Here is a 23702-nt window from a genome sequence, read left to right as displayed (position 1 = left end):
CGGTGTCCCCCGAAAAGCACCTCGGCGGCTCACTGGTCGCGCAGCAGCGCCTCCACGGTGCGGGCGAGGTCCAGCAGCACGGCGTCCGCCCCCGGTCCCGCCGCGAGCTCCAGGCCCACCGGCAGGCCCTCCGCGGTGCGCCCGGCGGGGAGACTGATCCCCGGGGTGCCGATGATGCCGGCGAGGTCAGAGTGGCGGGTGAAGGTGTCGAAGGTGGGCACGCGCCGGCCGTTGAGCTCGACGGTCTCGTCGTCGCCGATCGGCCGGGCCGTCAGGGGGCACGTCGGCTGCACCAGGGCCGTCACCCCCTGGGCCTGCATCGCCCCCGTGTACAGCCGCATTGCGAGCCGGCGGTCCTCCTGGGCCGCGCGGTAGTCGTCGTCGGCGGCGCGGAACACCTGCGCCAGCTCCCAGATCCGCCGCACGTCCGGGCTGCCGATCCCGTCCCGCACCTCGTCGAGGGAGCGCCCCGTGCCGCGCGCCTCCAGATAGGACTGGAGATCGGGCAGGAACTCGTGGAGGGCGATCGTCATGCCGGCCGCGGCGGCCAGCTCCCGGGCGGGGCGGACGTCGACCGGCACGAGCTCCGCGCCGGCCGCCTCCAGCGCTCGCAGGCCCGCGCCGAAGACCGTGTCCACGCCCGGCTCCAGGTCCTCGAGGAACAGCTCGGGCACGCCGAGCCGGACGCCGTGGAGCGGGCCGGGGCCCTCGTCGTCGAACTCCAGGTGCCGCGCGCCCGGCGCGCCCAGCGGGTGCTCGCCCGCGAGCAGGGCGTCCAGCAGCACGATGTCGTCCACGGTCCGGGCCATGGGGCCGATCGTGTCCCGCGAGTGGGCGATCGGGAGGACGCCCGACGACGGGTAGCGGCCCAGCGTGGGCCGGAAGCCCACGATCCCGCACAGGGCGGCGGGGATGCGGGCCGAGCCCCCGGTGTCCGCGGCGACCGCGGCCGGGACCAGGCCCACCGCCACGGCCACCGCCGAGCCCCCGCTGCTGCCGCCGGGGCTCAGCGCCGGGTCGGCGGGGTGGCGCACCGGCCCGTACGCGCCGTTGTTGGAGGTGATGCCGAAGGACAGCTCGTGCAGGTTGGTCTTGAGGGCGAACAGGGCCCCGGCCTCGCGCAGGCGGGCCACCGCGGGGGCGTCCCGCGCCACCACGTCGTGCTCCAGCGACCGGGTCCCGCCGGTGGTGGGGAATCCCGCGACGTCCACGATGTCCTTGACCGCCAGCGGGATCCCCGCCAGCGGGCCCCGCGTCTCCCGGCGGTCCAGCGCGTGGGCGAAGGCCCGGGCCAGCTCCGGGTCCGCGCTGATCACCGCGCCCAGCCGCTGCGCCGTGGGCAGGCGCTCCAGCAGGGCGTCGAGGTGCTCCACGTGGCTGATCCGGCCCGCGGCCAGCTCCGCCCGGGTGGTCCTGATGTCCCACGAACAGGGGCCGCTGAGGTCTGTGGTGAGCGTCATGATCCATGGTGTCCACGGACGGGCCCGGGCGGCAAGCGGTGTCCGCGGTCGGTGCGAGAATGGAGGGGCTGCCCGGAAGATCGGGGCGGCGTCGTCGTGTGCGCGCTCCGCTGTCCGCGGGTGCGCGGGGAGAGGTGGACCAGGTGTCGATGGTGTCGGAGCGCTCGTCCGGGAGCGACCGGGAGTACGGCCGGACCCCGCCGCAGGACAACGTCGCGGAGCAGTCCGTGCTCGGCGGGATGATGCTGTCCAAGGACGCGATCGCGGACGTGGTGGAGGTCCTGCGCGGCGTCGACTTCTACAAGCCCGCCCACGAGTCCATCTACGAGGCCGTGATCTCCCTGTACGGGCGCGGCGAGCCCGCGGACGCCATCACGGTGGCGGACGAGCTGACCAAGCGCGGCGAGATCGAGCGCGTCGGCGGTCCCGCGTACCTGCACACCCTCATCTCCTCCGTGCCCACCGCGGCCAACGCGGGCTTCTACGCCGAGATCGTGCGCGAGCGCGGCGTGCTGCGCCGGCTCGTGGAGGCCGGCACCAAGATCGTGCAGCTCGGCTACAGCTCCGACGGCGAGGTCGACGACATCGTCAACGCCGCCCAGGCCGAGATCTACCAGGTGGCCGAGCGCCGCTCCTCCGAGGACTACACGGTGCTCAAGGAGGTCATCGAGTCCACGGTCGACGAGATCGAGGCCGCCGGCTCCCGCGGCGAGGGCATGCGCGGCGTGCCCACCGGCTTCATCGAGCTCGACGAGCTGACCCAGGGCTTCCAGGGCGGCCAGATGATCGTCATCGCGGCCAGGCCGGCCATGGGCAAATCGACGCTGGCCCTCGACGTCGCGCGGTCCGCGGCGATCAAGCACAACCAGACCACGGTGATCTTCTCCCTCGAGATGAGCCGCAACGAGATCGCCATGCGCCTGCTCTCCGCCGAGGCCACGCTGAACATGCAGGACCTGCGCAAGGGCCGGCTGCAGGACGAGCAGTGGGCCAAGATCGCCACCACGATGGGCAAGATGGACTCCGCGCCGCTGTTCATCGACGACTCCCCGAACATGTCCCTCATGGAAATCCGGGCGAAGTGCCGCCGGCTCAAGCAGAAGCACGACCTCAAGCTCGTGGTGCTCGACTACCTGCAGCTCATGAGCTCCGGCAAGAAGGTCGAGTCCCGCCAGCAGGAGGTCTCGGAGTTCTCCCGTGCCCTGAAGCTGCTGGCCAAGGAGCTCGAGGTCCCGGTCATCGCGCTGTCGCAGCTGAACCGTGGTTCCGAGCAGCGCCAGGACAAGAAGCCGATGGTGTCTGATCTTCGTGAAAGCGGATCCATCGAGCAGGACGCGGACATGGTGATCCTGCTGCACCGCGACGACGTCTACGACAAGGAGTCGCCGCGCGCGGGTGAGGCCGACGTGATCGTGGCGAAGCACCGCAACGGTCCCACCAAGACGATCGTGGTGGCGTTCCAGGGCCACTACTCCCGGTTCGCGAACATGGCGCACGAGGGACTCTGACCCGCGCCCGGCTCGAGGAGCGCTCCTCGGCTGTTCACCCCCGGGTCCGCGCGGAGCGGCACGGCCGTGCCGCTCCGCCGGGTCGGTCCCCAACGATTGCCTAACGGACGTTGTCGGGGCTGCCGGCCGGGGGGACCATGGTGGTGTCGGATCCCGAGCACGAGGAGCCTGCCATGACCGCACCGACCGCAGACGCGACGGCCCCGGGGGAAGGCCCCGGGGAGCCCAGCAGGCGGGTGCCCGACGAGCCGGTCGCCGCGATCAACGCTCACGACATTGCCGGCTTCGCCTCCTTCTACGCCGAGGACGCCGTGGTCGTCGACCCGCAGTACCCCGAGCCCCTGCGGGGCCGGGCCGCGATCGAGCGGGACATCGCGGACTTCCTCCGGGCCTTCCCGGACCTGGGCATGGAGGTCACGCGCACGGTCGTCGACGGCCCGGTGACCGCGGTCGAGGCGACCTTGACCGGCACGCACGACGGACCGCTGGCACTGCCCACCGGGGAGGTCCCCGCGACCGGACGCCGGCTGCGATTCCCCATGGCGTTCTTCGATCGGCTGGACGAGGAGGGCCTGATCGTGGAGGAGCGGCGCTACTACGATCTCGCGACCCAGCAGGAACAGCTCGGCCTGAGCTGAGCACGCGGACACGGGAGGTGCCCATGCCGGGCGTCCACGTCGAGCACTGGGGCGCCGGTCCGCCCGTGCTGCTGGTCCACGGCAGCGTCACCGGCGGGGCGATGACCTGGGACGCCCAGCGGCCCCTGGCCCGGCACTGGCACCTGGTCGTGGTGGACCGGCGCGGCTACTTCCCCAACCCGCCGGCCGAGGCCGAGGACTTCGAGGTCGACGCCGGGGACGTCGCCGAGCTGCTCACCGAGCCCATGCACCTGGTCGGGCACTCCTACGGCGGCGTCGTGGCCCTGCTGGCGGCGGCTCGGCGCCCCGGGATGGTCCGGTCCCTGACCGTCAACGAACCGCCGGCCTTCGGTCTTCTGCCCGACGATCCGATCGTGCGCGACTACGCCTCGGGGCTGCGGGAGCTGTGGGACCAGGGGCCGGCCGATCCCACCGCGTTCCTGCACGCGTTCATCGCCCACGTCGGCAGCGCCGTCACCCCGCCGGACCCGCTGCCGCCCGCGCTGCTGCAGAACGCGCAGCTCCTCCGGCACGAACGCCTCACCGACGAGGCCCGGATCCCGGTGAGCGCCCTGCGCGAGGCGCCCTTTCCGAAGCTGGTCGTCTCCGGCGGTCACAGCCCGGTCTTCGACGTCGTCTGCGACGTCCTCGAGCGAGATCTCGAGGCCCAGCGAGCTGTCGTGCCCGGTGCCGGCCACAGCGTCCAGCGCACCGGGGCGCCCTACAACGAGGTGCTCCACCGCTTCCTGACCGCAGCGCACTGACGCGAGAAGCGGCGCTCCACTGCCGGGAACGTGCGGGGCTGCCCACCGGTGTGCTCTGCCGGGTCGTCGAAGTGTCGGGTCACAATGGTGCGGACCCTCCGGCGGATCTGGAGAATGGTCCTTCGGAGCAGAGCCCCCGTGGGGTGGGCCCTGGGCGGGAGGCGGTGCTGACTCATGGGTGAGGTGTTCCGCCACGAGCTCACGATCCTGGACCCGGAGGTGCTGCCCGCGCTCGGCGAGCGGACCGGCATGCGCTTCGGCTACGGCTCCACCGATCCGGGGTTCTCCTACCGGCTGTCGAGGGCGGGGGACGACCAGGTCGCCATGTCGGCGGTGCACGTGGGCGGAACGATGTCCCTGTGGGGGGACACCGAGGTCTTCACGGTGGCCCATGTGCGAGGCGTCCGGTACGACTGGCAGATCCGTTCGGAGATCGGTGCTGCGGCCGCGGGCTCATCGGTGCTGTTCCGCCCCGAGCACCCGTCCCTGGTGGTGGCGCAGGACGTCGACGTGACCATGGCGCACCTGCCGGTGGAGCTGGTGCAGGCCACGGCCGACACCGTCTACGGCCACGAGACGCCGGTGGACTTCAGCTCCTCGGCACCGGTCAGCGCCCGGCTCGGCGAGTACTGGTCGGGCCTGGTGCGCCGTGGAGCCGACATGCTGGGGTCGGGAGCGTTCGACGAGCCCATGGTGCGGGCCGACCTGACCCGCCACCTGGCCGTGGGCCTGCTGGAGTGCTTCCCCCTGCTCGGGGACCGGGAGGAGCGGTACCTGTCCATGGAGGCCCAGTCCCGCCGCTACCGGATCGCGGTGCAGTTCATCGACGACCACGCCTCGGACCCGATCACCGTGGAGGACGCCGCCCGCGCCGCCCGGACGACCACGAAGGTCCTGGTGCGAGCGTTCCGGGCCAACCATCCCCAGGGTCTGACCCCGGCCCAGTACCTGCGCCGGACGCGGATGGACGCCGCCCACCGCGACCTCCAGGACGGTGACCCGGCTCGTGGGGACACCGTGAAGGGGATCGCGGCCCGATGGGGCTTCACCCATGCGGGACGCTTCGCGCAGTACTACCGCCAGATCTACGGGACGACACCGAGCCGCACCCTGGACCGCTGAGGGCCGTCGTCGGAACGACGGGCCCGCGCCCGGCGGCACGACGGCGGCACCGGCCGCGGCGACTGCCGCCACGCCCTCGGCCTGCCAGGAGCGGACCACGCCGACGAGCTCATGAGCGGTTCAGGACGCCGGGCCGGAGGGGCGGTCGTCGCTCTTGAGGGTGGTCCCGACCGTCCACAGTTCCGGGTCGACCTCGTTGACCAGCACCCGTACGGAGGACAGCGGGGCGTCGAGGGTGCGCGAGACCGTCCTGGCGACCTCGCGCAGGCAGTCCTGGACCACGGCGCGGTCCCGGCCGGCAACCATGTTGATGGTGACGATGGGCATGTTGTCTCCGTTCTGCAGGCTGTCGAGAGCCGGCGGTGGTGGGTGGTGCTGCCGGCCGGTTCGGCCGGCGTCGGTCACGGATCGCGTGGACGGTTCGGGGGCTGCCGCCGCCGCCGGGCTGATCTCCGCGGAACCGGGCCCGCGCCGGTCGTCGGCATCCGGAGAGGTGGCCTCAGGCAGGGTGTGCGGCGGGGGGCCGGGCGGTGGACTGGCGCGGAATCAGAGTGGGGGTGACCACCCGGCGTGGCTCGCCGAGGGCGCCGGTGCGCTGCTGGGTGAGCAGCTCCACGGCGTTGGCGGCGATCTGGTCGAAGGGCACCCGCACGGTGGTCAGGGCCACGGGCAGGCGGGCCGAGACGGGGATGTCGTTGTAGCCGACCACCGACAGGTCCTCGGGCACGGACAGCCCGGCGGCCTGGGCGGCGGCCAGCACGCCGATGGCGGTGTTGTCGTTGACGGCGAAGATCGCGGTGGGCCGGTGCGCGCCGGCCAGGACTGCGCGGGCGACGGTCTCCCCGGAGTCCATGCCGAAGGTCGACTCGTGGACGAGGTGGTCGACCTCGGTCAGGCCGGCCTCGGACATGGCGCGGCGGTAGCCGGCCTGTCGGGCCACGGCGGTGGAGGCGTAGGAGGGCCCGGCGACCAGGGCGATGTCGCGGTGGCCAAGGTCCAGCAGATGGCGGGTGGCCAGGTACCCGCCGAGCTCGTCGTCGCCGGTGACCGAGGGGCTGATGTGATCGGTGCGCAGCGCCAGGACATGCGGCACCCCTTGTGCCCGCAGCTGGGCGGCGACGGGGTCCTCCAGGCGGGCGGTGGTCAGGATCAGCCCGTCCACGCGCTGGCGCAGCAGGGTCTCCACGGTGGCCTTCTCGGCCTCGGGCCGGTCCTCGGTGGTGGCCACCATGGCGAAACCGGCCTGACGGGCACATGCCCGGGCGACCTCTTCGAAGAACACCGCCATCACCGTGTCCGACAGCCGCGGCACCAGGACCCCGACGGTGCCGGTGTGCTGGCGGCGCAGCCCGGAGGCGTAGGCGTCGGGCCGGTAGCCCAGCTCGGCCGCGGCCGCCCGGACGCGCTCGGCCGAGGGGGACTTCGAGGGCGGATGCCGGTCGTCGAGGACCCGGGAGACCGTGGAGGTGCTCACTCCGGCCACGCGGGCGACGTCACGGATCGTGACGGTGCGCGAGGCCGCCTGCTCAGTCATGCCCGTCCTGGTCCATGGCTCGGACGATACCAAAGCCCGTGGCGGCACGGGCTGGGAGCGGGCTGCTCCCAGCGGGGATCCATGAGCCGCATCACAAAAGTTCCGGCGGGGGTGTTGACAGGTGTCATGGCTCACATCATAGTTGAAAACGTTCCCGCAAACGTTCCCAACACAGGAGGAACCCCAATGTCACTCGATCTCCGCGGTCTCGTTCCCGCCCCCGTCACCCCCTTCACCGCCGACATGGAGGTCGACCACGACGCCGTGGCGAACCTGACCCGCTGGCTCGCCTCCGTGCCGGGCGTGAAGGGCTTGGTCTGCCTCGGGCACGCCGGTGAGGGCACCTACCTCACCGCCGAGGAGCAGGTCGACGTCATCCGCACCATGGTCGACGCCGCCGGCGAGGTGCCGATCATCGCCGGCATCACCGGCGAGGGCGACAAGGTCGCCGGCCTCGAGGCCGCCCGGGCCCGCGAGGCCGGGGCGAAGGCCGGACTGGTCTACCCCTCCCACGGCTGGCTGCGCTTCGGCTACCAGGACGGCGCCCCGCAGCAGCGCTACCGGATCATCCACGAGGAGTCGGACCTGCCGCTGATCCTCTTCCAGTACCCCGATGCCACCAAGGCCAGCTACAACCTCAGGACCCAGCTCGAGATCGCTGAGCAGCCCGGCGTGTTCGCCACCAAGAACGGCGTGCGCAACATGCGCCGCTGGGACACCGAGATCCCCGTGCTGCGGAAGGAGAACCCGGACCTGCAGATCCTCACCTGCCACGACGAGTACCTGCTGCACACCATGTTCGACGTCGACGGCGCCCTGGTCGGCTACGGCGGACTCGCCCCGGAGCCGCTGATCGAGCTCATCGCCGCCGGCAAGGCCAAGGACTACACCGCCGCCCGGGCGCTGCACGACAAGCTGCTGCCGGTCACCAAGGCCGTCTACCACCGCGGCTCCCACATGGAGGGCACCGTGGCGCTGAAGATGGGCCTGGTCGAGCGCGGGGTCCTGCCCAACGCCGTGGTCCGGCCGCCTCTGCTGCCCCTGGCCGAGGGGGCGCGCGAGGAGATCTCCGCCGCCCTGACCTCCGCCGGGCTCGTCGGTGACAACGCCCAGTACACGACGACCCGCGGCTTCCAGGCCACCAGCGTGGTGTGATTTCCCAACCAGGACGGTGGAGAACGACGATGACCAGCATGACTGCTCGATCCAAGAAGTCCGCGCACCGGGCCACTCACGAGGTGGCCGGCTCCGGGACCCCCGCTCCCGGCGCTGAACCCCCTGTCCGGCCCACCCGCCGATCACGGCTGCTGGGCGCACTGGCCCTGATGGGCCCGGGGTTCATCGTCGGGGCCTGGCAGTTCGGCCCGGGCAACCTGACCTCGGCAGTCCAGGCCGGCAGCCTCCACGGCTACGACCTGATCTGGGTCATCGCCGTCTCCACCATCCTGATGCTCGGCTTCACGGACATGAGCGTGCGGATCGCTCTGGCCTCCGACCGCTCCCTGATCCAGATGATCAAGAAGCGCCTCGGCAGGGCCACCGGGGTGGCCGCCGGCATCGGGGTCTTCCTGATCACCTTGATGTTCTCCGTGGGCAACGCGGTGGGCTCCGGGCTGGGGATGTCGATGGTCGTCGGCGGCTCCCCGACCCTGTGGACCCTGGCCTGCACGGTGCTCGTGGGCGTGGTGGCCTGGGCGCCGAACTACTACAAGGTCTTCGAGCGCGGGCTGCTGGCGATCATCGCGCTGATGGCCTTCGGGTTCCTCGCCTCGGCGGTGCTCACCCGGCCCGACTGGGTCGAGGTGTCCGACGGCTTCATCCCCTCCCTGCCGCCCGGGGCCGGGATGCTGCTGGTGGCCCTGGTCGGCACCAACTTCTCGATCAATGCCGCCTTCTACACCGGCTACGCCTCCCGGGAACGGGGCCTGCGCCCCGAGCAGTACAGGGCCACCACCCTGGCCGACACCATCCCCGGCATCGTGGCCCCGGGCGTCATGACCATCCTGGTCATCGTGGTCGCCGCCACCGCGCTGCAGGCCACCGGCGGCACCGCCGCCACCCTCGGGGACCTGTCCAAGGTCCTGGAACCCCTGGCGGGGCCGGTCGGCGTGACCGTCTTCGGCCTCGGGTTCACCGGGGCGGCGTTCTCCTCGATGATCGCCAACGCCACCGCCGGCGGCACCCTCATCTCGGACACGCTGGGCTGGGGCAACAAGCTGGACCGGCACCGGGTCAAGGCCATGATCTGTGTGGTCCTGGCCTTCGGCCTGGCGGTCACCCTGCTCGCCCAGGGGTCCCCGATCCAGCTGATCATCACCGCCCAGGCGCTGACCGTGATCGTCGCTCCGCTGCTGGGCGTCCTCCTGCTGGTCATGGCCACCCGCCGTGACGTGATGGGCCGACACGTCAACCGATGGTGGCAGACGGCTCTGGGCCTGCTCGGCCTGGTCGCGATCCTGGCCACCTGCTACCGGCTCCTGACCGCACTGCTCGGCTGAGCCGCAACTCCAGCCCGTGGAGCACGCAGAGGGCGGGAACCACACCGGTGGTTCCCGCCCTCCCGCATCGGCTCCGCACCTCGAGCCCGGCCGCCGGGCAGCGGCCGGGCTCGAGCGCCGCCCGGGAACGATCAGGGGACGGCGGTGATCAGGGGACGGCGCGGGAGGGGGCCGTCGTCAGCGGTCGCTCTCGAGGGCCGGGGCCTCGACGTCGAGCAGGAACAGGTCCCACCCGCCGCCGCGGTGACCGAGCCGGGCGACCATGCTCCGGTCGCCGTTGCGCCACCGCAGGGCTCCGCCGGCGGCGTCCACCCGGTACCCGCACTGGTCGGCGATCCACACCGACTCCTCGACGGCGCGCGCGCGACTGTCGGACCACCGTCCACGATCGATCTCGGCCAGGGCCGCCAGGGCCACTCCGGAGATCGCGACCAGGAGTCCCGACAGCGCCGGCAGGGCGGGCGTGGTGAAGGAGAGGGCCGCACCGATCACTGCGACGAACATGATCGTCACCGCGTGGTTCCACCAGGCCGGCGCCGGGGTGCGCGGGGTGCCCGCCACGTCGGCGAAGACCCGCACCGAGGTGGCGGTGGTCCGGCTCCGGCCGTGGTCGTCCAGGAACTGCTTCACACTCAACGGGGCTCCTCCGGGCACGGGCTGGTGGGGAAGGCGAACAGCGAGGAGAGCGGCGGCGCGCTCCCGGGGCGGGGCCGGGATCTCGGTCACGGGCGCGAGTGCGCCCCCGCGGACACGGCACCTCGCCCGGCAGGGGACAGGAGGTCCCAGCGGGCCGCGCCGCACCCACAGTGCACGGTTTCTCCCTCACCTGGTCTACCACCACGGTGCGGAGTGACGCATCGGCGAGCGCTGTCTCCTTGCTCACACCCCTGCCGGTGACGCACGTCCGTGGGAGAGTGGGGGCATGCGCGCAGTGGTGATCGATGCTGTCCGGGGCCGGCCGGAGGTCCGTGACGTCGCCGAGCCCACGGCCCCGCCCCACGGGGTGGTCGTCCGGGTGGAGGCCACCGGCATGTGCCGCAGCGACTGGCACGCCTGGGCCGGGCACGACGAGATCGCGCTGCCCCACGTCCCCGGGCACGAGCTGGCCGGGGTGGTGGTCGCGGTGGGCGCGGGCGTGCGCCGGTGGCGCACCGGGGACCGGGTGACCGTCCCCTTCGTCTGCGGCTGCGGCCGGTGCGAGTGGTGCCGCTCCGGCAACGCGCAGGTCTGCCCCGCTCAGCAGCAACCGGGGTTCACCCACTGGGGGTCCTTCGCCGAGTACGTCGCCCTGCACGGGGCCGACACGAATCTCGTGGCCGTCCCCGAGCACGTCGACCTCCCCACCGCCGCCGCGCTGGGGTGCCGGTTCGCCACGGCGTACCGGGCCCTGGCCGACCGGGCGCGCCTCGCCGCGGGGGAGTGGGTCACCGTGGTCGGGGCCGGCGGGGTGGGGCTCAGCGCGGTGATGATCGCCCGGGCGCTGGGTGGACGCGTGATCGCGGTCGACCGCAACCCGGAGGCGCTCGCCCTCGCCCGCGAGCTCGGCGCGGAGCACACGCTGCGCGCGGACGGGGCCGACGTCACCGACGTCCCCGCGGCGGTCGCCGCCCTCACCGGCGGGGGCGGCCACGTCGCCGTCGACGCCGTGGGCAGCGAGCAGACCTGCGCCGACGCGGTCATCAGCCTGCGCCGGCGCGGGCGGCACGTCCAGATCGGCCTGCTGCCGCCGGTCGAGGGCCACCCGCGGGTGCCGATGGCGCGGGTCATCGGCTGGGAGCTGGACCTGCTCGGCAGCCACGGCATGGCCGCGGCCGACTATCCGGCCATGATGATGCTCATCGAACAGGGGGCACTGCAGCCCCAGAAGCTCATCGAGCGCACCATCGGGCTCGACGAGGCGGCGGCGCTGCTACCGGTGTTCGACACCGCTCCGGTCGCCGGCATGACGATGATCGATCCCGCGCTGTAGACCCGCTCGGAGGCGGTGTGCGAGGTCCCCGCGCCCCGAGGCCGGGGCCCACCTGCCTCTGCCCGGACCCCGACCCCGCGTCCTGACAGCCGATTTTCGTGGATCGCGAAGAATCGGCAATGTTCTTCCGGAAAAGAGGGGCGTACCCCCTTCCGTCTCGGGCAGAGTGATCTGCACCACTCGGGGGACGCGAACTTCCCCGGTGCATCGCGTGAAGGGCGACCGCCGTTCACCCCGGTGTCCGCCGCTCCGATCCCGGTCGGCTCCACCGCCACCGTCCAGCTCCGCAACAACTCACCAGGTGCCCCCGAAAACGCTTCGGGCCTGAACTCCTCCCTCCGACCGGCCAGGCGGCGCCGCGTGCGCCCGCCACCCGGCACGGAGCGAGGACCTCATGATCGAACAGGAGATGACAGCATGAACCGACAGGCCGTTCATCTGAATGCGCACGAGGTGACTCCCGTAGGACTGTGGAGCCTTCGTGCCAGTGCGCCCACCGTGGCGACCGTGGTGTCGCTGAACTTCCCGGGCCTCACCCCGCAGAACCGGGACCTGATGCGCCGCCACACCCGCACCGCGCTGCAGGGCCTGGTCAACACCGGAGCCCGGCCGATCCTGGTCGACTCCAGTGCCCGGCAGCTGCCCGACCCGGCCGTCATCGCGTCCGCGGACGCGGTGCTGGTGCTCGGAGGAGGGGACGTGGACCCTGCCCTCTACGGGGCGGACGGGCCCGTGCCCAACGGGTACGGGGTCGACCGGCGCGCCGACCTCTACACCATGGACCTCCTCGAGCGGAGCCTCGACCGCGACGCCCCGCTGCTGGCGATCGGGCGGGGATGCCAGCTGCTCAACCTGGCCTGCGGGGGGACTCTCGTCCCCGATCTCGGCACCGGCCACGGCCACCGCGGCGCACCGGGGGACCCGGTGTGCCCGGAGGAGGAGGTCGCCCTGGAGCCCGGGAGCCGGCTGGCCGCCGTCTTCGGCGCCCGCCGGCTCACCGTCCGGTCGGATCACCATCAGGCGCTGGGGGTCGTGGCCCCCGAGCTGCGCGTCACCGCGGTGGCCGAGGACGGTGTGGTCGAGGGGACAGAACACCTGGACCGCACCTGGGCCGTCGGGGTGCAGTGGCACCCGGAGGACTCCCACGGCTCGGCCGCGGACCGGGTGCGCCTGTTCTCCGCGTTCGTGGAGCAGGCCGGGTCCGGGCGGCGCCGCGCCCCCAGGCCGCGAGCGCTGGCCGCGTGAGCCGCTCCGCCTCTTGTCCGCGCCGCGGCGTGGCGCTCCGCGGCGCGGACAAGAGGCTCGGCAGCCGGATCCCGAGCGGGTGGGCCTGCTCGAGGAGGCGTCGTCGACCGGCAGGCGTCACCGGGAGGCGGGCGGTGTGACGTCCTCCGCCAGGCCGGCCAGCCACGCGGCGCACAGCGCCGGCCAGGACGCGGGCTCACCGGTGCCGCCGGCCAGTCCGAGACCGTGCGGTCCGCGGGGGAAGAGGTGGAGGGCGTGGGGCACGCCCCGCCGCGCCAGCGCCTGGGCCAGCAGGTAGAAGTGCTGCACCGGCACGGACGCGTCGTCGGCGGTGTGCCACACGAAGAACGGCGGAGCGGCCGGGGTCACCAGCCGGTCGAGGGACGTGGCCGCCCGCGCCTCGGCGGAGGGCCCCGGGCCCAGGAGCTCCTCCTGCGACCCCCGGTGCGTGTCGAGCTGCATGGACACCACCGGGTAGCCGAGGACCACGGCGTCGACCCGTTCGGGCCCCGAGGGCGGGGCGGTGAGCGCGGCGTGCCCGGCCAGGTGCCCGCCGGCGGAGAACCCCAGCAGGACGACCCGCTCGGCCCCGGCCGCCCTGACCCGGCGCACCTCGGCGCGCACCGCGTCCACGGGGGCGGGGTGCCTGGTCTGCACGGGGTAGCGGAGGACGCCGGCGGAGAGGCCGAGGCCACGGAGCCACGCGGCCACCGGCTCGCCCTCGTGGTCCGCGTGCCGGGCGTACCCGCCGCCGGGGAGGACGACGACGTGCGGCGCGGGCGGCGGCGCGGGCGGTCTCGCGACCGCCGGCCCGGCGGGCGGGTGAACGGGATCCATGCGGGGTGCCTCCTGGTCGGTGCTTCCTGCTCGGTGCTTCCTGCTCGGCGGTGGACGGTCCGGTGCCGGAGCGGCCCCCGGCGCCGGGCGCGCACCACCGGCTTCGCGGAACGGCAGGACATCGGTGCCCGTTCGCCCCGCGCGGGAGCATCCGGGCGCCCGAGGCCCTACTCTGTCATCATGCTGATCACCACCGCGGCTCCGCCCGCCCCTGTTGAGACCGCGCCGGAGGTCCTCCGATGAGCGGCGGTCTGATGGCCCTGCTGGACGACGTCGCCGCCCTGGCCCGCGTCACCGCCGCCTCCGTGGACGACATCGGCGCGGCGGCGGGCCGGGCGAGCATGAAGGCCGCCGGTGTCGTCGTCGACGACACCGCCGTGACCCCGCAGTACGTCCAGGACGTCTCCCCGGCCCGCGAGCTGCCCATCATCTGGCGCATCACCAAGGGCTCGCTGCGCAACAAGCTGATCTTCATCCTCCCGGTCATCCTGCTGCTGAGCCAGTTCGCGCCGTGGCTGCTCACCCCGATCCTCATGCTCGGCGGCAGCTACCTGTGCTTCGAGGGGGCCGAGAAGATCTGGTCGAAGGTCTCGGGCCACGGTGCCAAGACCAAGACCCCCGTGGTCGAGAAGGGCAAGGACGCGGAGGACACGATGGTCGGGGGCGCGGTGCGCACCGACCTGATCCTCTCGGCCGAGATCATGGTCATCTCCCTCAACGAGGTGGCCGACGAGCCGCTGCTCTCGCGGGCGGCCATCCTGGTGGTCGTGGCCCTCGGCATCACCGTCCTGGTCTACGGGGTGGTGGCGCTGATCATCCGGATGGACGACTTCGGCCTGCACCTGGCCGGACGGTCCTCCCCGACCACGCAGAAGATCGGCCACGGCCTGGTGAAGGGCATGCCCGGGCTGCTCACGGTCATCTCGGTCGTGGGCACCGCCGCCATGATCTGGGTGGGCGGGCACATCGTCCTCGTCGGCCTGGACGACCTGGGCTGGCACGCCCCGTACGAGGCCGTCCACCACGTCGAGGTGCTCGTGCACGACGCCGTCCCCGGCGGTCTCGGCGCGGCGCTCGCCTGGCTCACGAACACCTTCTTCTCCGCGGTCCTGGGCCTGGCCTGGGGCGCCGTCCTGGTGCTGGTGTGGGAGCTGCTGCCCTTCGGCAAGGGCGAGCACGAGGCCGAGCACGCGGCCCACGGCACCCACGAGGCGCAGGGCGAGCACCACGGGAAGCACTCCTCGGCGGAGGAGGGTGCGGGTCCGTCCGGCCCGTCCGACCCCACCCCGCCGGCCGACGGGGGCTCCACGGCGGCCCGCTGACCGGGCTCGGCGGGAGTCCGCTCAGAGGTCGTCGGGGTCCCCGGCGCGGGCGTTGAGGTACTCGTCCAGGACGGCGGAGCCCAGGTCCCCCGGGTCCGGCGCCACCACGCGCCCGTCGATCCGCTCGGCCATCCGCCGCAGGAACCGCTCCAGCCCCGGGTCGTCGCCGAGCCGGAAGAAGGTCGCCTGGGCCCCCATGCGCCCGAGCCGGTCGAGCTCCTCGACCGTGGCGCGCAGGGTCTCCGGCTCCGTGGGCCAGGAGAACCAGCTCTCGCCGTCGGGCAGCAGGTGCGCCGTGGGCTCCCCGTCGGTGACCACGAGCAGGACGGGCTGCATCGACGGGTGCTTGCGGAAGAACCGCGTGGCGAGCAGCAGCGCGTGGTGCAGGTTGGTGCCCTGCTCCCGCACCGGCGGCAGCCCCGTGAGCTCGTCGACCGGCAGGGCGCGGGCGTAGCGGCCGAACGCGACGATCTGCAGCTGGTCCCCCCGGAACCGGGTGGAGACGAGGTGGTGGAGCGCGAGCGCCGTGCGCTTCATGGGCACCCAGCGCCCCTCGGCGGCCATGGAGAAGGAGGTGTCCACAAGGAGGACGACGGCGGCCTGCGTGCGCGCCTCGGTCTCGGCCACCTCGATGTCGCGGACGTCGAGGCGCAGCCCGCGCCGGGCGTCGCCGCCCTCGGCGGCCGTGCGCCGGATCGCGTTGGTGATGGTGCGGGTGGTGTCCCACGGCTCGGCGTCCCCGAACTGCCACTCCCGGGTGGCGCCGGAGGGCTCGCCGGCCGCCCCGGCGAGGCGGGTGTCGCGCTGACCGGTCCGGGAGGACAGGTTCTGCGCGGCGTCCCGCATCAGCGCCTTCCCGATCCGGCGCACGGCGCGGGGCGAGAGCCGCAGGTCCCCGTCGGCGCCGCGCTGCAGGTAGCCGCTGTCCCGCATCGCCCGCTCCAGCTCGGCGAGGGTCCGGGCCGAGACGGCGGCGTCCTCGCCCAGCTGGCGCGCGAGCGCGTCGAGGTCCATGTCGTCCAGGTTGGCGCCCCGGTGGTGCTGCGCCAGCTGCTCGGCGAGGGTGTCGAGCTCGGCGATGTCCTGGAGCACGCCCGTCCCGTCGCCGAGGCCCAGGCCGTCCTGGCCCTCGAAGCCCTCCGACCCGCCCCAGTCCTCGCCGGGGCGCAGCCCCTGCAGGTTCGCGTCGAGCCGGCCGAGCTGGTCCATCAGCCCGGGGGAGCCGAACACCTGGGCGGAGAGCTGCATCAGCTCCTGGCGCTGCTCGGGGGACATGGAGTTCAGCATCCGCTGGGCCGCCGCGGCGCGCTGGGCCAGGGCGTCGATCAGCTCGTCGACCGACTGCGGGTTCTCGGGGAAGTGGTTCCCGTGCTTCGCCATGAAGTCCTGGAAGTCCTCCTCGGTGTCCTCGCCCCGCCCGTGCTTCTCGAGCAGCTCGTTGAGGTCCCGGAGCATCTCGGCCACGGCCTCCCGGTCGGCGTCCGTGGCGTTCTCCAGGGCCTGCTTCATCCCGGCGAAGCGCTGGTCGAGCAGCTCGCGGCCGAGGAGGTCCTTGATCTGCTCGTACGTCTCCCGGGCGGACCCGGACTGCCAGTCGTAGGACGCGAGCTCGCTGACGGCGGCGGCCGTGGAGCTCGGCAGGCCGTCGAGCTGCATCTCCCGGAAGGAGCGGTCCATCGGGTCCATCCGGGCGTCCCGCAGGAACTGCTCGCGCTCCAGGCGCAGCGCCTTGTCCAGCAGCTTCTTCGCCTCCTCGAGCGTGCCGCCCAGGCCGTGGCGCTTCAGCAGCTCGCGCCGGCGCTGCTGCAGGCGCCGGGACAGGTCGTCCAGGCCGTCGCGGCCGCGGCCGCCCCGCCGGAGGAACTCGCGCAGCGCGTCCTCCGGCGAGTACCCGGCCATGACGTCCTCGGAGACGGCCTCGAGCGCCTCGGACAGGTCCACCGGCGGGGCCAGCGGATCGGGTCCTCCGGTGTACCGGCCGTACCTCGAGGACCGGTGGTGTGCGGGCATGACGCCCCCTCTGTGTCTTCTCTGTGTCCCGGTGCGGGTCCTGGTGCCTGCCGTGCGGTCAGCCGTAGACGGTGCCGGCCCCGTCGGCGTCCTTGGAGATCTTCTGGGCGAGGTAGAGCCCCTCCAGCGCCAGCTCGATCGCGCTGGCGCGCTGGCCCGGCGTGCTCGCGCCGAGCCGCGCGGCGATCTCGTCGTAGGCGGTCGCGGCCCCGTCGTCGTCGTGCCTCAGCTCGGGGAGCCCGGCGAGGAAGTCCTGGGCGGAGACGTCGTCGCCGGTGGACACGGTCGTGCGGCCGTCGAAGGCCTCCACGACCGGCCCGAGGTCGAGACCGCGGAAGCGGCCGCGCACGGTCTCGGCGGTGGCCCGGCGGAGCAGGTGGTCGAGGATCGCGCGCTCGCGGCCCTCCTCGCCGGACTCGAACTCGATCTTGCCGGCCAGGACGTCGGTGGCCGTCTCCATGTCCACCATCCGCGCGACCGCCTCCGCCTCGCCGCGGATCGTGGCGCGGCGCAGTGCCGCGGCCGCGACCGTCTCCGCGCCCGCGATGGCGAAGCGCGCCGACACCCCCGAGCGCTGGTCCACCGCGGAGGACTCCCGCAGCAGGCGGGTGAACCGGGCCAGGGTCTCCAGGATCGTGTCCGGGACCTCGGCGATCAGCTCGGCCTCCTGGCGGATCACGGCGATCTCGTCCTCCAGCTCGAGCGGGTAGTGGGTGCGGATCTCGGCGCCGAACCGGTCCTTGAGCGGCGTGATGATCCGGCCGCGGTTCGTGTAGTCCTCGGGGTTGGCCGTGGCCACCACGAGCACGTCCAGCGGCAGCCGCAGGACGTAGCCGCGGATCTGGATGTCCCGCTCCTCCATCACGTTGAGCATGGCCACCTGGATGCGCTCGGCCAGGTCGGGCAGCTCGTTGATCGCCACGATCCCGCGGTGCGAGCGGGGCACGAGCCCGTAGTGGATGGTCTCCGGGTCCCCGAGCCGCCGGCCCTCGGCGACGCGCATCGGGTCCACGTCCCCGATGAGGTCCGCCACGGAGGTGTCCGGGGTGGCGAGCTTCTCGACGTAGCGCTCCGACCGGTGCCGCCAGACCACGGGCAGCTCGTCGCCCTCGAGCAGGATCCGGCGCCGCGACGCCTCGGTCAGCGGCTCCAGGGGGTGCTCGTTGAGCTCCGACCCCTCGATGGCCGGGGACCACTCGTCGAGCAGGCCGGCGAGGGTGCGCAGCAGTCGGGTCTTGCCCTGGCCGCGCTCGCCCAGCAGCACCACGTCGTGGCCGGCGAGCAGGGCCCGCTCGAGCTGCGGCAGGACCGTGCGCTCGAGCCCGTGCAGGCCCGGCCAGGGGTCACCGCCCTCGGCCAGCGTGCGCAGGAGGTTCTCGCGGATCTCCTCGCGCAGCGTCCGGTGGGTCACGCCGGCGGCGCGGAGCTCGCCGAGCGTGCGGATGTCAGGGTGATCGGTGCGATCAGTCACAGCGCCAACCTAACCCCGGCGTCAAGAGGGCGCCCGACCACGACGGACCCCGGGCCCCTGTGGCCCCGGGCCCCCCGCCAGTACGCTGGTGCATCATGGTCACTCGCAAGGCACCACGGAGCACCCTCGTCCTGCTCGTGCGGCACGGGGAGACCCCCACCACGGGCAAGGTCCTGCCGGGGCGGGCCCCCGGCCTGCACCTGTCCGAGCGCGGCCGGGCCCAGGCGGACCGGGTGGCGGAGCGGCTCGCGGGCGTGCGCGTCGACGCCGTGTACACCTCCCCGCTCGAGCGCACGCGCGAGACCGCGGCGCCGACCGCGGCCCGGACCGGCCGGGAGGCCGTCGTGGAGCCGGGACTGCTCGAGTGCGACTTCGGGGAGTGGACGGGCGAGGAGCTCGCCCGGCTCTCCCGGCTCAAGGCGTGGTCGACCGTCCAGCGGGCGCCCTCGACCTTCCGCTTCCCCGGCGGCGAGAGCTTCCCCGAGATGCAGGCGCGCACCGTGGGCGCCGTGGACCGGGTGCGCGCCGCCCACGAGGGCGGGGTGGTGGTCTGCTTCTCGCACGCCGACCCCATCAAGGCGGCCCTCGCCCACGCCCTGGGCACGCACCTGGACCTGTTCCAGCGGATCGTGGTCAGCCCGTGCTCCGTCTCGGCGATCTCGTACGCGCCGGGGCAGGCGCCGGCCGTGCTCACCGTGAACTCCACGGACCAGCCGCTGGCCGGCCTGAGGGTGTCGTGAGCGGACGCTGATGGGCGAGCTCGTGCTCCTGACGGAGGGCCGGTTGGAGCTCCTCGGACTGATCCGGGAGAGCAGCAACTCGGCGCTGCTCGTCGAGGTCACGCTCGAGGAGGAGACGGCCTGGGGGATCTACAAGCCGCTCGAGGGCGAGCGGCCGCTGCTCGACTTCCGCCCCGGCCTGCACCGGCGGGAGCGCGCCGCGTACGTGCTGAGCGAGTTCCTGGGCTGGGGCATCGTCCCGCCCACCGTCCTGCGCCAGGACGGCCCGTTCGGCACGGGGTCCCTGCAGCGGTTCGTGGAGCACGACCCCCGGCAGCACTACTTCACCCTCTACGACACCGCCCCCGAGACCCACGACGCCCTGCGCCGGATCGCGCTGTTCGACCTCGTGGCCAACAACGCCGACCGCAAGGGCGGCCACGTGCTGCGGGGCGCCGACGGCCGGATCTGGGGGATCGACCACGGTCTGTGCTTCGCGGCGGCGTTCAAGCTGCGGACCGTCGTCTGGGACTTCTCCGGCGAGCCCGTGCCCCAGGACCTGCTCCGGGACATCGCCCCGCTGGCCGACGACGTCCCCGCCGAGCTCGCCGAGCTCCTCGACGCCGAGGAGGTGGCCGCGCTGCGGCGGCGGGTGCGCCGGCTCCTCGACGAGGCGGTCCTGCCGGTCGACGTCACCGGCCGCCGGATCCCCTGGCCGCTGCTCTAGCTGGACGTTCAGCGGCGCAGGGTGGCGGCGGGGTTCTCGCCGTAGGCCTGCCGGTGGCGGCGCGCGAAGTCGCCGGTGTGGGTCATGCCCCAGCGCCGGGCGATGCCGCGCACGGTGTCGCCGCGGGCCGGGTCCCCCCGCACCAGGTCGTCGTGGGCGGCCACCAGCCGCAGCTCGCGCAGATAGGCCCCCGGCGTGGTCCCGGTGTGGGAGCGGAAGACCCGGACGAGCTCCACGGTGCTCACCTCCGCGTGGCGGGCGACGTCCTCGACCGTGATCGGCGAGGACGCGGCGGCGTGCAGGAACTCGACGGCCCGCCGGTAGGCCGCCTGCTGCCCGGCGGCCGACGCGCGCCGGGCCACGGGCTCCCCGGTCAGGACGAACGCCTCGAGGGTCGCCACCGCCATCCGCCGCCGCAGGTCCGCGCGCAGCAGGGGGACGGAGGCGACCTCGGGGTCGGCCAGGACCTGCTGCACGAACGCGAAGGTGCTCCTCCAGTGCCTCTCCCGGGCGGGGGAGTGCGGGCGCGGGCCCTGGAAGGCGACCTCGAGGGACTCGTCCCCGTGCGCCGTCCGGGCGGTCTCCCGCAGCGTGGACAGGCCGATGGTGAGCGAGTCGACCAGCAGCTGGTCCACCTCGCCGTAGTACTCCTGGCCCGGCTGCAGCAGGAACACCCCGAGCCCGCTGCCCGTCCGGCCGTCGATGCTCCAGTCGACGCCCCCGGCGCGGGGCAGCACGACCGAGAACACGTCGTCGAGCACCATCCGGCCGGCGATGCTGCCGCGGAAGGTGAGCCGGCCCAGACTGAGGTCGGTGTCGCCCAGCACGTCATGGCGGTACAGGAAGGACGACTCGTCGGCGACCGTGCCCATGCGCGCACTGGTGTAGATCTGCTGCAGCGCCTCGTTGGCCACCTCCGGGTCGGTGGTCGCCACGTGCAGCTGGACCGGCGTCCCCGGCGCCCGCTCCGTCTCCTGGGGCATCCCGGTCAGCTCCGCAGGGTGGTGGCGGGGGCCTGGCCGTGCCGGTCCCGGTAGGCGGCGGCGAAGCGGCCGCGGTGGCCGAAGCCCCAGCGCGCGGCGACCGCCTCCACGGTCGAGCCGGTGGTGGGGTCGGCGGCCAGCAGCTCCCGGTGGACGGCGTCGAGCCGCGCGGCGCGCAGGTAGGCCATGGGGGTGGTGTCCAGCTCCCGGCGGAAGGCCGCCTGGAGACCGCGCACGCTCATCCGGGCGGCGGCGGCGATGTCGGCCGGTCCGATGTCCGCGGCCACGTGCTCCTCGATGAAGGCCACCGCCCGCCGCACCCCGGCCGGAGCCGGGCGGGTCTGCCCGGCGGCCGTCCCGCTGCGGTCCAGGAAGGTCCCGGGAAAGGTGTGCAGCAGGACGGTGGCGAGGGAGCGGGCGGCCTCGGACCGGATCAGGGGGCTGCTCAGCGCCCGGTCGTCGGGCAGGAGGTCGCGGGCGAAGTGGGAGACCGTCCCGCGCCAGTACTGGGTCATGGCCGGGGACACCGGGCGGGTCCCCGTGAACTGCAGCCGGAAGCCCTCGTTCCCCAGCAGCCGCCGGGCGTGGTCCTCCACCGCGGCGGGGTCCAGGGACACGGTGGTCGCCTCGAGGTCGTCCCACCAGCTGGTGAAGGTGCGCTGCGGGAACAGGAAGGGCCCGGTGCGGGGGAAGCGGTCGCCGGCGCTGGTGGCGCTCAGCACGCCCCCCGTCACGTGGCACACCCGCAGCACGCCGGCGCCGTCCGTGCGGCCGGTGCACGAGGAGCCCTTCAGCCGGACGCGCTCGTAGGCGACGAAGTCGATCCCGGTCGAGGCCAGGGTCATGTCGAAGCCGCCGTCCGGGGACCGGCGCACGCCCCGGATGGCGAAGACCTCGTCGAGCACCGCGATGCCCTCGGCCGGGTCGCGGGTGCTGAACACAGCCCGCTGCACCTGGGAGTCCATGGTCCGCAGGCTACGCCCGACCGCGGCGGGAGTCGACCGCGGACCGCCCGGTGGGCGGGTCCGCCGGGGCCCTTGCCCGCCACGCCCGCCCGGGCGTACCTTGGTGGCCATGTTCCTGTCCTGATGCCCCGGCCCGCGTCCGCGGCCGGCACCGTCGATCCGAGCCCAGGAGGCTCCGCGCATCCGGTGCCGCACTCGCCCGGCGGGCCCGACCCCCAGCATCGACAGGACCGCACCATGACCACCACCGCGCCCTCGGCGGAGACCGCCGCCCCGCACCGCCCCGCCCACCTGCGCCTGGACGGCATCGGTGTCAGCCACCCCGGCCGCCGGGTCCTCACTGACGTGTCCCTGACCGTCGCCGCCGGTGATCGCACCGGCCTGATCGGGGAGAACGGCGCCGGCAAGACCACCCTGCTGCACGTGGCGGCCGGAATCCTGGTGCCGGGCACCGGCACCGTGCACCGGCCCGAGCGCACCGGACTGCTCCACCAGGAGCTCGACCTCCCCGCCGCCACCACCCTGGAGCAGGTGGTCGAGCAGGCCGTCGGAGAGGTCCGCGCCCTGGAGCACCGGCTGGCCGCGCTCGCCGCAGGCATCGCCGCGGCGCCCGACGACCCCGCGACGGCGGACGCCTACGACACCGCGCTCCGGGACGCCGAGCGCCACGGGCTGTGGGCCCTCGACGCCCGCATCGAGACGGTCCTGAGCGGGCTCGGGCTGGCCCGGCTGCCGAGGAGCCGGGCGGTCGGGGAGCTGTCCGGCGGGCAGCGGCGCCGTCTCGCGCTCGCGGCGCTGCTGCTGGCCCGGCCCACGGCGCTGCTGCTCGACGAGCCGACGAACCACCTCGACGACGACGCCGTCGACTTCCTCGCGGCCGAGCTGGCCGCCTGGCGGGGCCCGGTGCTCCTGGCCAGCCACGACCGGTGGTTCCTGGACGAGGTGGCCACCGGGGTGGTCGACCTCGACCCCGCCCTGGGCCCCGACGAGTCCGCCGGCGGCCCGCCCCGGCAGGGCACGGCGTCCTCGGGCGGCTACAGCTCCTACCTCCGGCAGCGGGAGCTCGCCCGCCGCCGCTGGGCCGAGCGCTTCGCCGCCCAGGGGCAGGAGCGGGAGCGGCTGCGGGAGATCGCCGAGGTCTCCGGCCGGGAGGTCTTCCACACCACGGCCCCGAAGTCCGAGGGCCGGATCACCCGGAAGTTCTACAGCGACCGCGCCGCCAAGACCATCGGCGGGCGGGTGCGCTCGGCCCGCCACCGGCTGGCCGAGCTCGAGCGCACCGCGGTCGGCGCCCCGCCGGCGCCCCTGCGCTTCGCGGGCTTCGACCGGGGCGCGGACACCGGGGCCGACGCCGATGTCCCGCTGGTCCGACTGACCGGGGCACATGTGGACGGGCGACTGGCGCCGACCGACCTCGAGCTGCGCGCCGGGGACCGACTGCTGGTCGAGGGCCCGAACGGCACCGGGAAGTCGACGCTGCTCGCCGTGCTGGCGGGGGAGCTGCGCGCCGACGGCGGGACCGTGGAGCGCCAGGGCCCCGTCGTCGTCGGCCGCCTGGCCCAGGACGACTCCTGGCCGGACCTGGCGTGCCCGGCCGAGGCGGCCTTCCGCTCCCGGCTGCGGGACGGCAGCGGCGCCCCGACGCTGGAGGAGCTCGGCCTCCTGCGCGCCGGCGACGCCTGCCGCCCCCTCGGGGAGCTCTCCCCCGGGCAGCGCCGGAGGGTGGCGCTCGCGGCCCTGGTCGCGGAGCCCGCCCCGCTGCTGCTCCTGGACGAGCCCACCAACCACCTGTCGCTGGCCCTGGCCGAGGAGCTCGAACGGGCCCTGGAGGCCTACCCGGGCACGGTGGTGCTGGCCACGCACGACCGGTGGGTCCGGCGGCGCTGGCGGGGCCGGGTGCTCCGGGTGCGCTCCGGGACGGACTGACCGC

21 protein-coding genes are annotated in these 23702 nt (G+C 73.9%); 12 read left to right on the top strand and 9 right to left on the bottom strand.

Annotated elements, in window-relative coordinates:
* Nucleotides 1–29 precede the first annotated feature (29 nt).
* Nucleotides 30–1460 carry an amidase family protein gene (locus ACP7CD_RS11030; protein WP_426120209.1) on the bottom strand — a complete coding sequence of 477 codons (1431 nt, stop codon included), beginning with the start codon at nt 1458–1460 and terminating at the stop codon, nt 30–32.
* A gap of 149 nt (nt 1461–1609) precedes the next feature.
* On the opposite strand from ACP7CD_RS11030, the gene dnaB reads away from it, so the two are divergent.
* From dnaB to ACP7CD_RS11010, 4 genes are all read left to right on the top strand, one after another.
* The gene (dnaB, locus tag ACP7CD_RS11025; RefSeq protein WP_133409938.1) at nt 1610–2968 is read left to right on the top strand and encodes a replicative DNA helicase; all 1359 of its coding nucleotides are present in this window, start codon (nt 1610–1612) and stop codon (nt 2966–2968) included.
* A 173-nt stretch (nt 2969–3141) separates the two neighbouring features.
* Nucleotides 3142–3606, top strand: a complete 465-nt coding sequence (locus tag ACP7CD_RS11020) for an ester cyclase (protein ID WP_426120208.1) — start codon at nt 3142–3144, stop codon at nt 3604–3606.
* Between the two features lie 23 nt (nt 3607–3629).
* On the top strand, nt 3630–4370 hold the full coding sequence (locus ACP7CD_RS11015; RefSeq protein ID WP_426120207.1) for an alpha/beta fold hydrolase: 741 nt from the start codon (nt 3630–3632) through the stop codon (nt 4368–4370).
* Nucleotides 4371–4544: 174 nt separating this feature from the next.
* Entirely contained in the window at nt 4545–5492 is a 948-nt protein-coding gene (locus tag ACP7CD_RS11010) for a helix-turn-helix transcriptional regulator (RefSeq protein WP_426120206.1), read from the top strand.
* A gap of 120 nt (nt 5493–5612) precedes the next feature.
* Here ACP7CD_RS11010 and ACP7CD_RS11005 read toward each other — a convergent pair whose 3' ends face one another.
* Both ACP7CD_RS11005 and ACP7CD_RS11000 read right to left on the bottom strand, forming a co-directional pair.
* On the bottom strand, nt 5613–5819 hold the full coding sequence (locus ACP7CD_RS11005) for a tautomerase family protein (RefSeq protein ID WP_426120205.1): 207 nt from the start codon (nt 5817–5819) through the stop codon (nt 5613–5615).
* 172 nt (nt 5820–5991) lie between these two features.
* Nucleotides 5992–7026, bottom strand: a complete 1035-nt coding sequence (locus tag ACP7CD_RS11000; protein ID WP_426120204.1) for a LacI family DNA-binding transcriptional regulator — start codon at nt 7024–7026, stop codon at nt 5992–5994.
* Nucleotides 7027–7212: 186 nt separating this feature from the next.
* On the opposite strand from ACP7CD_RS11000, the gene ACP7CD_RS10995 reads away from it, so the two are divergent.
* On the top strand, nt 7213–8181 hold the full coding sequence (locus tag ACP7CD_RS10995) for a dihydrodipicolinate synthase family protein (protein ID WP_426120203.1): 969 nt from the start codon (nt 7213–7215) through the stop codon (nt 8179–8181).
* Between the two features lie 38 nt (nt 8182–8219).
* Complete coding sequence (locus tag ACP7CD_RS10990; protein ID WP_426120202.1) at nt 8220–9524, top strand: Nramp family divalent metal transporter; 1305 nt, start codon at nt 8220–8222, stop codon at nt 9522–9524.
* A gap of 177 nt (nt 9525–9701) precedes the next feature.
* Here the strand turns inward: ACP7CD_RS10990 and ACP7CD_RS10985 are convergent, their stop codons facing one another.
* Nucleotides 9702–10160: a hypothetical protein gene (locus tag ACP7CD_RS10985; protein ID WP_426120201.1), complete on the bottom strand. Its 459-nt coding sequence runs from the start codon at nt 10158–10160 to the stop codon at nt 9702–9704.
* A 286-nt stretch (nt 10161–10446) separates the two neighbouring features.
* Between ACP7CD_RS10985 and ACP7CD_RS10980 the strand changes: the two genes are divergently transcribed.
* Both ACP7CD_RS10980 and ACP7CD_RS10975 read left to right on the top strand, forming a co-directional pair.
* Entirely contained in the window at nt 10447–11493 is a 1047-nt protein-coding gene (locus tag ACP7CD_RS10980) for an alcohol dehydrogenase catalytic domain-containing protein (RefSeq protein WP_426120200.1), read from the top strand.
* A 498-nt stretch (nt 11494–11991) separates the two neighbouring features.
* Nucleotides 11992–12738, top strand: coding sequence for a gamma-glutamyl-gamma-aminobutyrate hydrolase family protein (locus ACP7CD_RS10975; protein WP_426120199.1), 747 nt, complete (start codon nt 11992–11994; stop codon nt 12736–12738).
* 117 nt (nt 12739–12855) lie between these two features.
* On the opposite strand, the gene ACP7CD_RS10970 is transcribed toward ACP7CD_RS10975, so the two are convergent.
* Nucleotides 12856–13575 (bottom strand): alpha/beta hydrolase, encoded by a 720-nt coding sequence (locus ACP7CD_RS10970; protein WP_426120198.1) that lies wholly within the window; start codon nt 13573–13575, stop codon nt 12856–12858.
* A 239-nt stretch (nt 13576–13814) separates the two neighbouring features.
* On the opposite strand from ACP7CD_RS10970, the gene ACP7CD_RS10965 reads away from it, so the two are divergent.
* Nucleotides 13815–14897, top strand: a complete 1083-nt coding sequence (locus tag ACP7CD_RS10965; RefSeq protein ID WP_426120197.1) for a DUF808 domain-containing protein — start codon at nt 13815–13817, stop codon at nt 14895–14897.
* A 21-nt stretch (nt 14898–14918) separates the two neighbouring features.
* Here the strand turns inward: ACP7CD_RS10965 and ACP7CD_RS10960 are convergent, their stop codons facing one another.
* A complete protein-coding gene (locus ACP7CD_RS10960; protein ID WP_426120196.1) occupies nt 14919–16907 on the bottom strand; it encodes a vWA domain-containing protein in 1989 nt (662 codons plus the stop codon).
* 58 nt (nt 16908–16965) lie between these two features.
* Nucleotides 16966–18378, bottom strand: a complete 1413-nt coding sequence (locus ACP7CD_RS10955) for a magnesium chelatase (protein WP_426120195.1) — start codon at nt 18376–18378, stop codon at nt 16966–16968.
* A 95-nt stretch (nt 18379–18473) separates the two neighbouring features.
* Here ACP7CD_RS10955 and ACP7CD_RS10950 point away from each other — a divergent pair, with 95 nt between their 5' ends.
* Both ACP7CD_RS10950 and ACP7CD_RS10945 read left to right on the top strand, forming a co-directional pair.
* Complete coding sequence (locus ACP7CD_RS10950) at nt 18474–19118, top strand: MSMEG_4193 family putative phosphomutase (protein ID WP_426120194.1); 645 nt, start codon at nt 18474–18476, stop codon at nt 19116–19118.
* 10 nt (nt 19119–19128) lie between these two features.
* Nucleotides 19129–19824, top strand: coding sequence for an SCO1664 family protein (locus tag ACP7CD_RS10945; RefSeq protein WP_035924420.1), 696 nt, complete (start codon nt 19129–19131; stop codon nt 19822–19824).
* An 8-nt stretch (nt 19825–19832) separates the two neighbouring features.
* On the opposite strand, the gene ACP7CD_RS10940 is transcribed toward ACP7CD_RS10945, so the two are convergent.
* Both ACP7CD_RS10940 and ACP7CD_RS10935 read right to left on the bottom strand, forming a co-directional pair.
* Nucleotides 19833–20807 carry a helix-turn-helix transcriptional regulator gene (locus ACP7CD_RS10940; RefSeq protein ID WP_426120193.1) on the bottom strand — a complete coding sequence of 325 codons (975 nt, stop codon included), beginning with the start codon at nt 20805–20807 and terminating at the stop codon, nt 19833–19835.
* 5 nt (nt 20808–20812) lie between these two features.
* Nucleotides 20813–21748, bottom strand: coding sequence for a helix-turn-helix domain-containing protein (locus ACP7CD_RS10935; RefSeq protein WP_426120192.1), 936 nt, complete (start codon nt 21746–21748; stop codon nt 20813–20815).
* Between the two features lie 261 nt (nt 21749–22009).
* Here ACP7CD_RS10935 and ACP7CD_RS10930 point away from each other — a divergent pair, with 261 nt between their 5' ends.
* On the top strand, nt 22010–23698 hold the full coding sequence (locus tag ACP7CD_RS10930; RefSeq protein ID WP_426120191.1) for an ABC-F family ATP-binding cassette domain-containing protein: 1689 nt from the start codon (nt 22010–22012) through the stop codon (nt 23696–23698).
* Nucleotides 23699–23702 lie beyond the last annotated feature (4 nt).

The organism is Kocuria sp. LHG3120 (assembly GCF_049897445.1).
GTDB classification, from domain to species: domain Bacteria; phylum Actinomycetota; class Actinomycetes; order Actinomycetales; family Micrococcaceae; genus Kocuria; species Kocuria rosea.
The sequence above is the reverse complement of the archived record's forward strand: the minus strand, read 5'-3'. Positions and strand labels throughout refer to the sequence as shown.

What these genes read in the sequence shown, in the direction of transcription:
- ACP7CD_RS11010 (WP_426120206.1), top strand. Translation starts at nt 4,545, where the DNA reads ATGGGTGAGGTGTTCCGCCACGAGCTCACGATCCTGGACCCGGAGGTG.
- ACP7CD_RS10970 (WP_426120198.1), bottom strand. Translation starts at nt 13,575, where the DNA reads ATGGATCCCGTTCACCCGCCCGCCGGGCCGGCGGTCGCGAGACCGCCC.
- ACP7CD_RS10990 (WP_426120202.1), top strand. Translation starts at nt 8,220, where the DNA reads ATGACTGCTCGATCCAAGAAGTCCGCGCACCGGGCCACTCACGAGGTG.
- ACP7CD_RS11015 (WP_426120207.1), top strand. Translation starts at nt 3,630, where the DNA reads ATGCCGGGCGTCCACGTCGAGCACTGGGGCGCCGGTCCGCCCGTGCTG.
- ACP7CD_RS10995 (WP_426120203.1), top strand. Translation starts at nt 7,213, where the DNA reads ATGTCACTCGATCTCCGCGGTCTCGTTCCCGCCCCCGTCACCCCCTTC.
- ACP7CD_RS10980 (WP_426120200.1), top strand. Translation starts at nt 10,447, where the DNA reads ATGCGCGCAGTGGTGATCGATGCTGTCCGGGGCCGGCCGGAGGTCCGT.
- ACP7CD_RS10945 (WP_035924420.1), top strand. Translation starts at nt 19,129, where the DNA reads ATGGGCGAGCTCGTGCTCCTGACGGAGGGCCGGTTGGAGCTCCTCGGA.
- ACP7CD_RS10930 (WP_426120191.1), top strand. Translation starts at nt 22,010, where the DNA reads ATGACCACCACCGCGCCCTCGGCGGAGACCGCCGCCCCGCACCGCCCC.
- ACP7CD_RS11020 (WP_426120208.1), top strand. Translation starts at nt 3,142, where the DNA reads ATGACCGCACCGACCGCAGACGCGACGGCCCCGGGGGAAGGCCCCGGG.
- ACP7CD_RS10950 (WP_426120194.1), top strand. Translation starts at nt 18,474, where the DNA reads ATGGTCACTCGCAAGGCACCACGGAGCACCCTCGTCCTGCTCGTGCGG.
- ACP7CD_RS11000 (WP_426120204.1), bottom strand. Translation starts at nt 7,026, where the DNA reads ATGACTGAGCAGGCGGCCTCGCGCACCGTCACGATCCGTGACGTCGCC.
- ACP7CD_RS10965 (WP_426120197.1), top strand. Translation starts at nt 13,815, where the DNA reads ATGAGCGGCGGTCTGATGGCCCTGCTGGACGACGTCGCCGCCCTGGCC.
- ACP7CD_RS10960 (WP_426120196.1), bottom strand. Translation starts at nt 16,907, where the DNA reads ATGCCCGCACACCACCGGTCCTCGAGGTACGGCCGGTACACCGGAGGA.
- ACP7CD_RS10940 (WP_426120193.1), bottom strand. Translation starts at nt 20,807, where the DNA reads ATGCCCCAGGAGACGGAGCGGGCGCCGGGGACGCCGGTCCAGCTGCAC.
- ACP7CD_RS11005 (WP_426120205.1), bottom strand. Translation starts at nt 5,819, where the DNA reads ATGCCCATCGTCACCATCAACATGGTTGCCGGCCGGGACCGCGCCGTG.
- dnaB (WP_133409938.1), top strand. Translation starts at nt 1,610, where the DNA reads ATGGTGTCGGAGCGCTCGTCCGGGAGCGACCGGGAGTACGGCCGGACC.
- ACP7CD_RS11030 (WP_426120209.1), bottom strand. Translation starts at nt 1,460, where the DNA reads ATGACGCTCACCACAGACCTCAGCGGCCCCTGTTCGTGGGACATCAGG.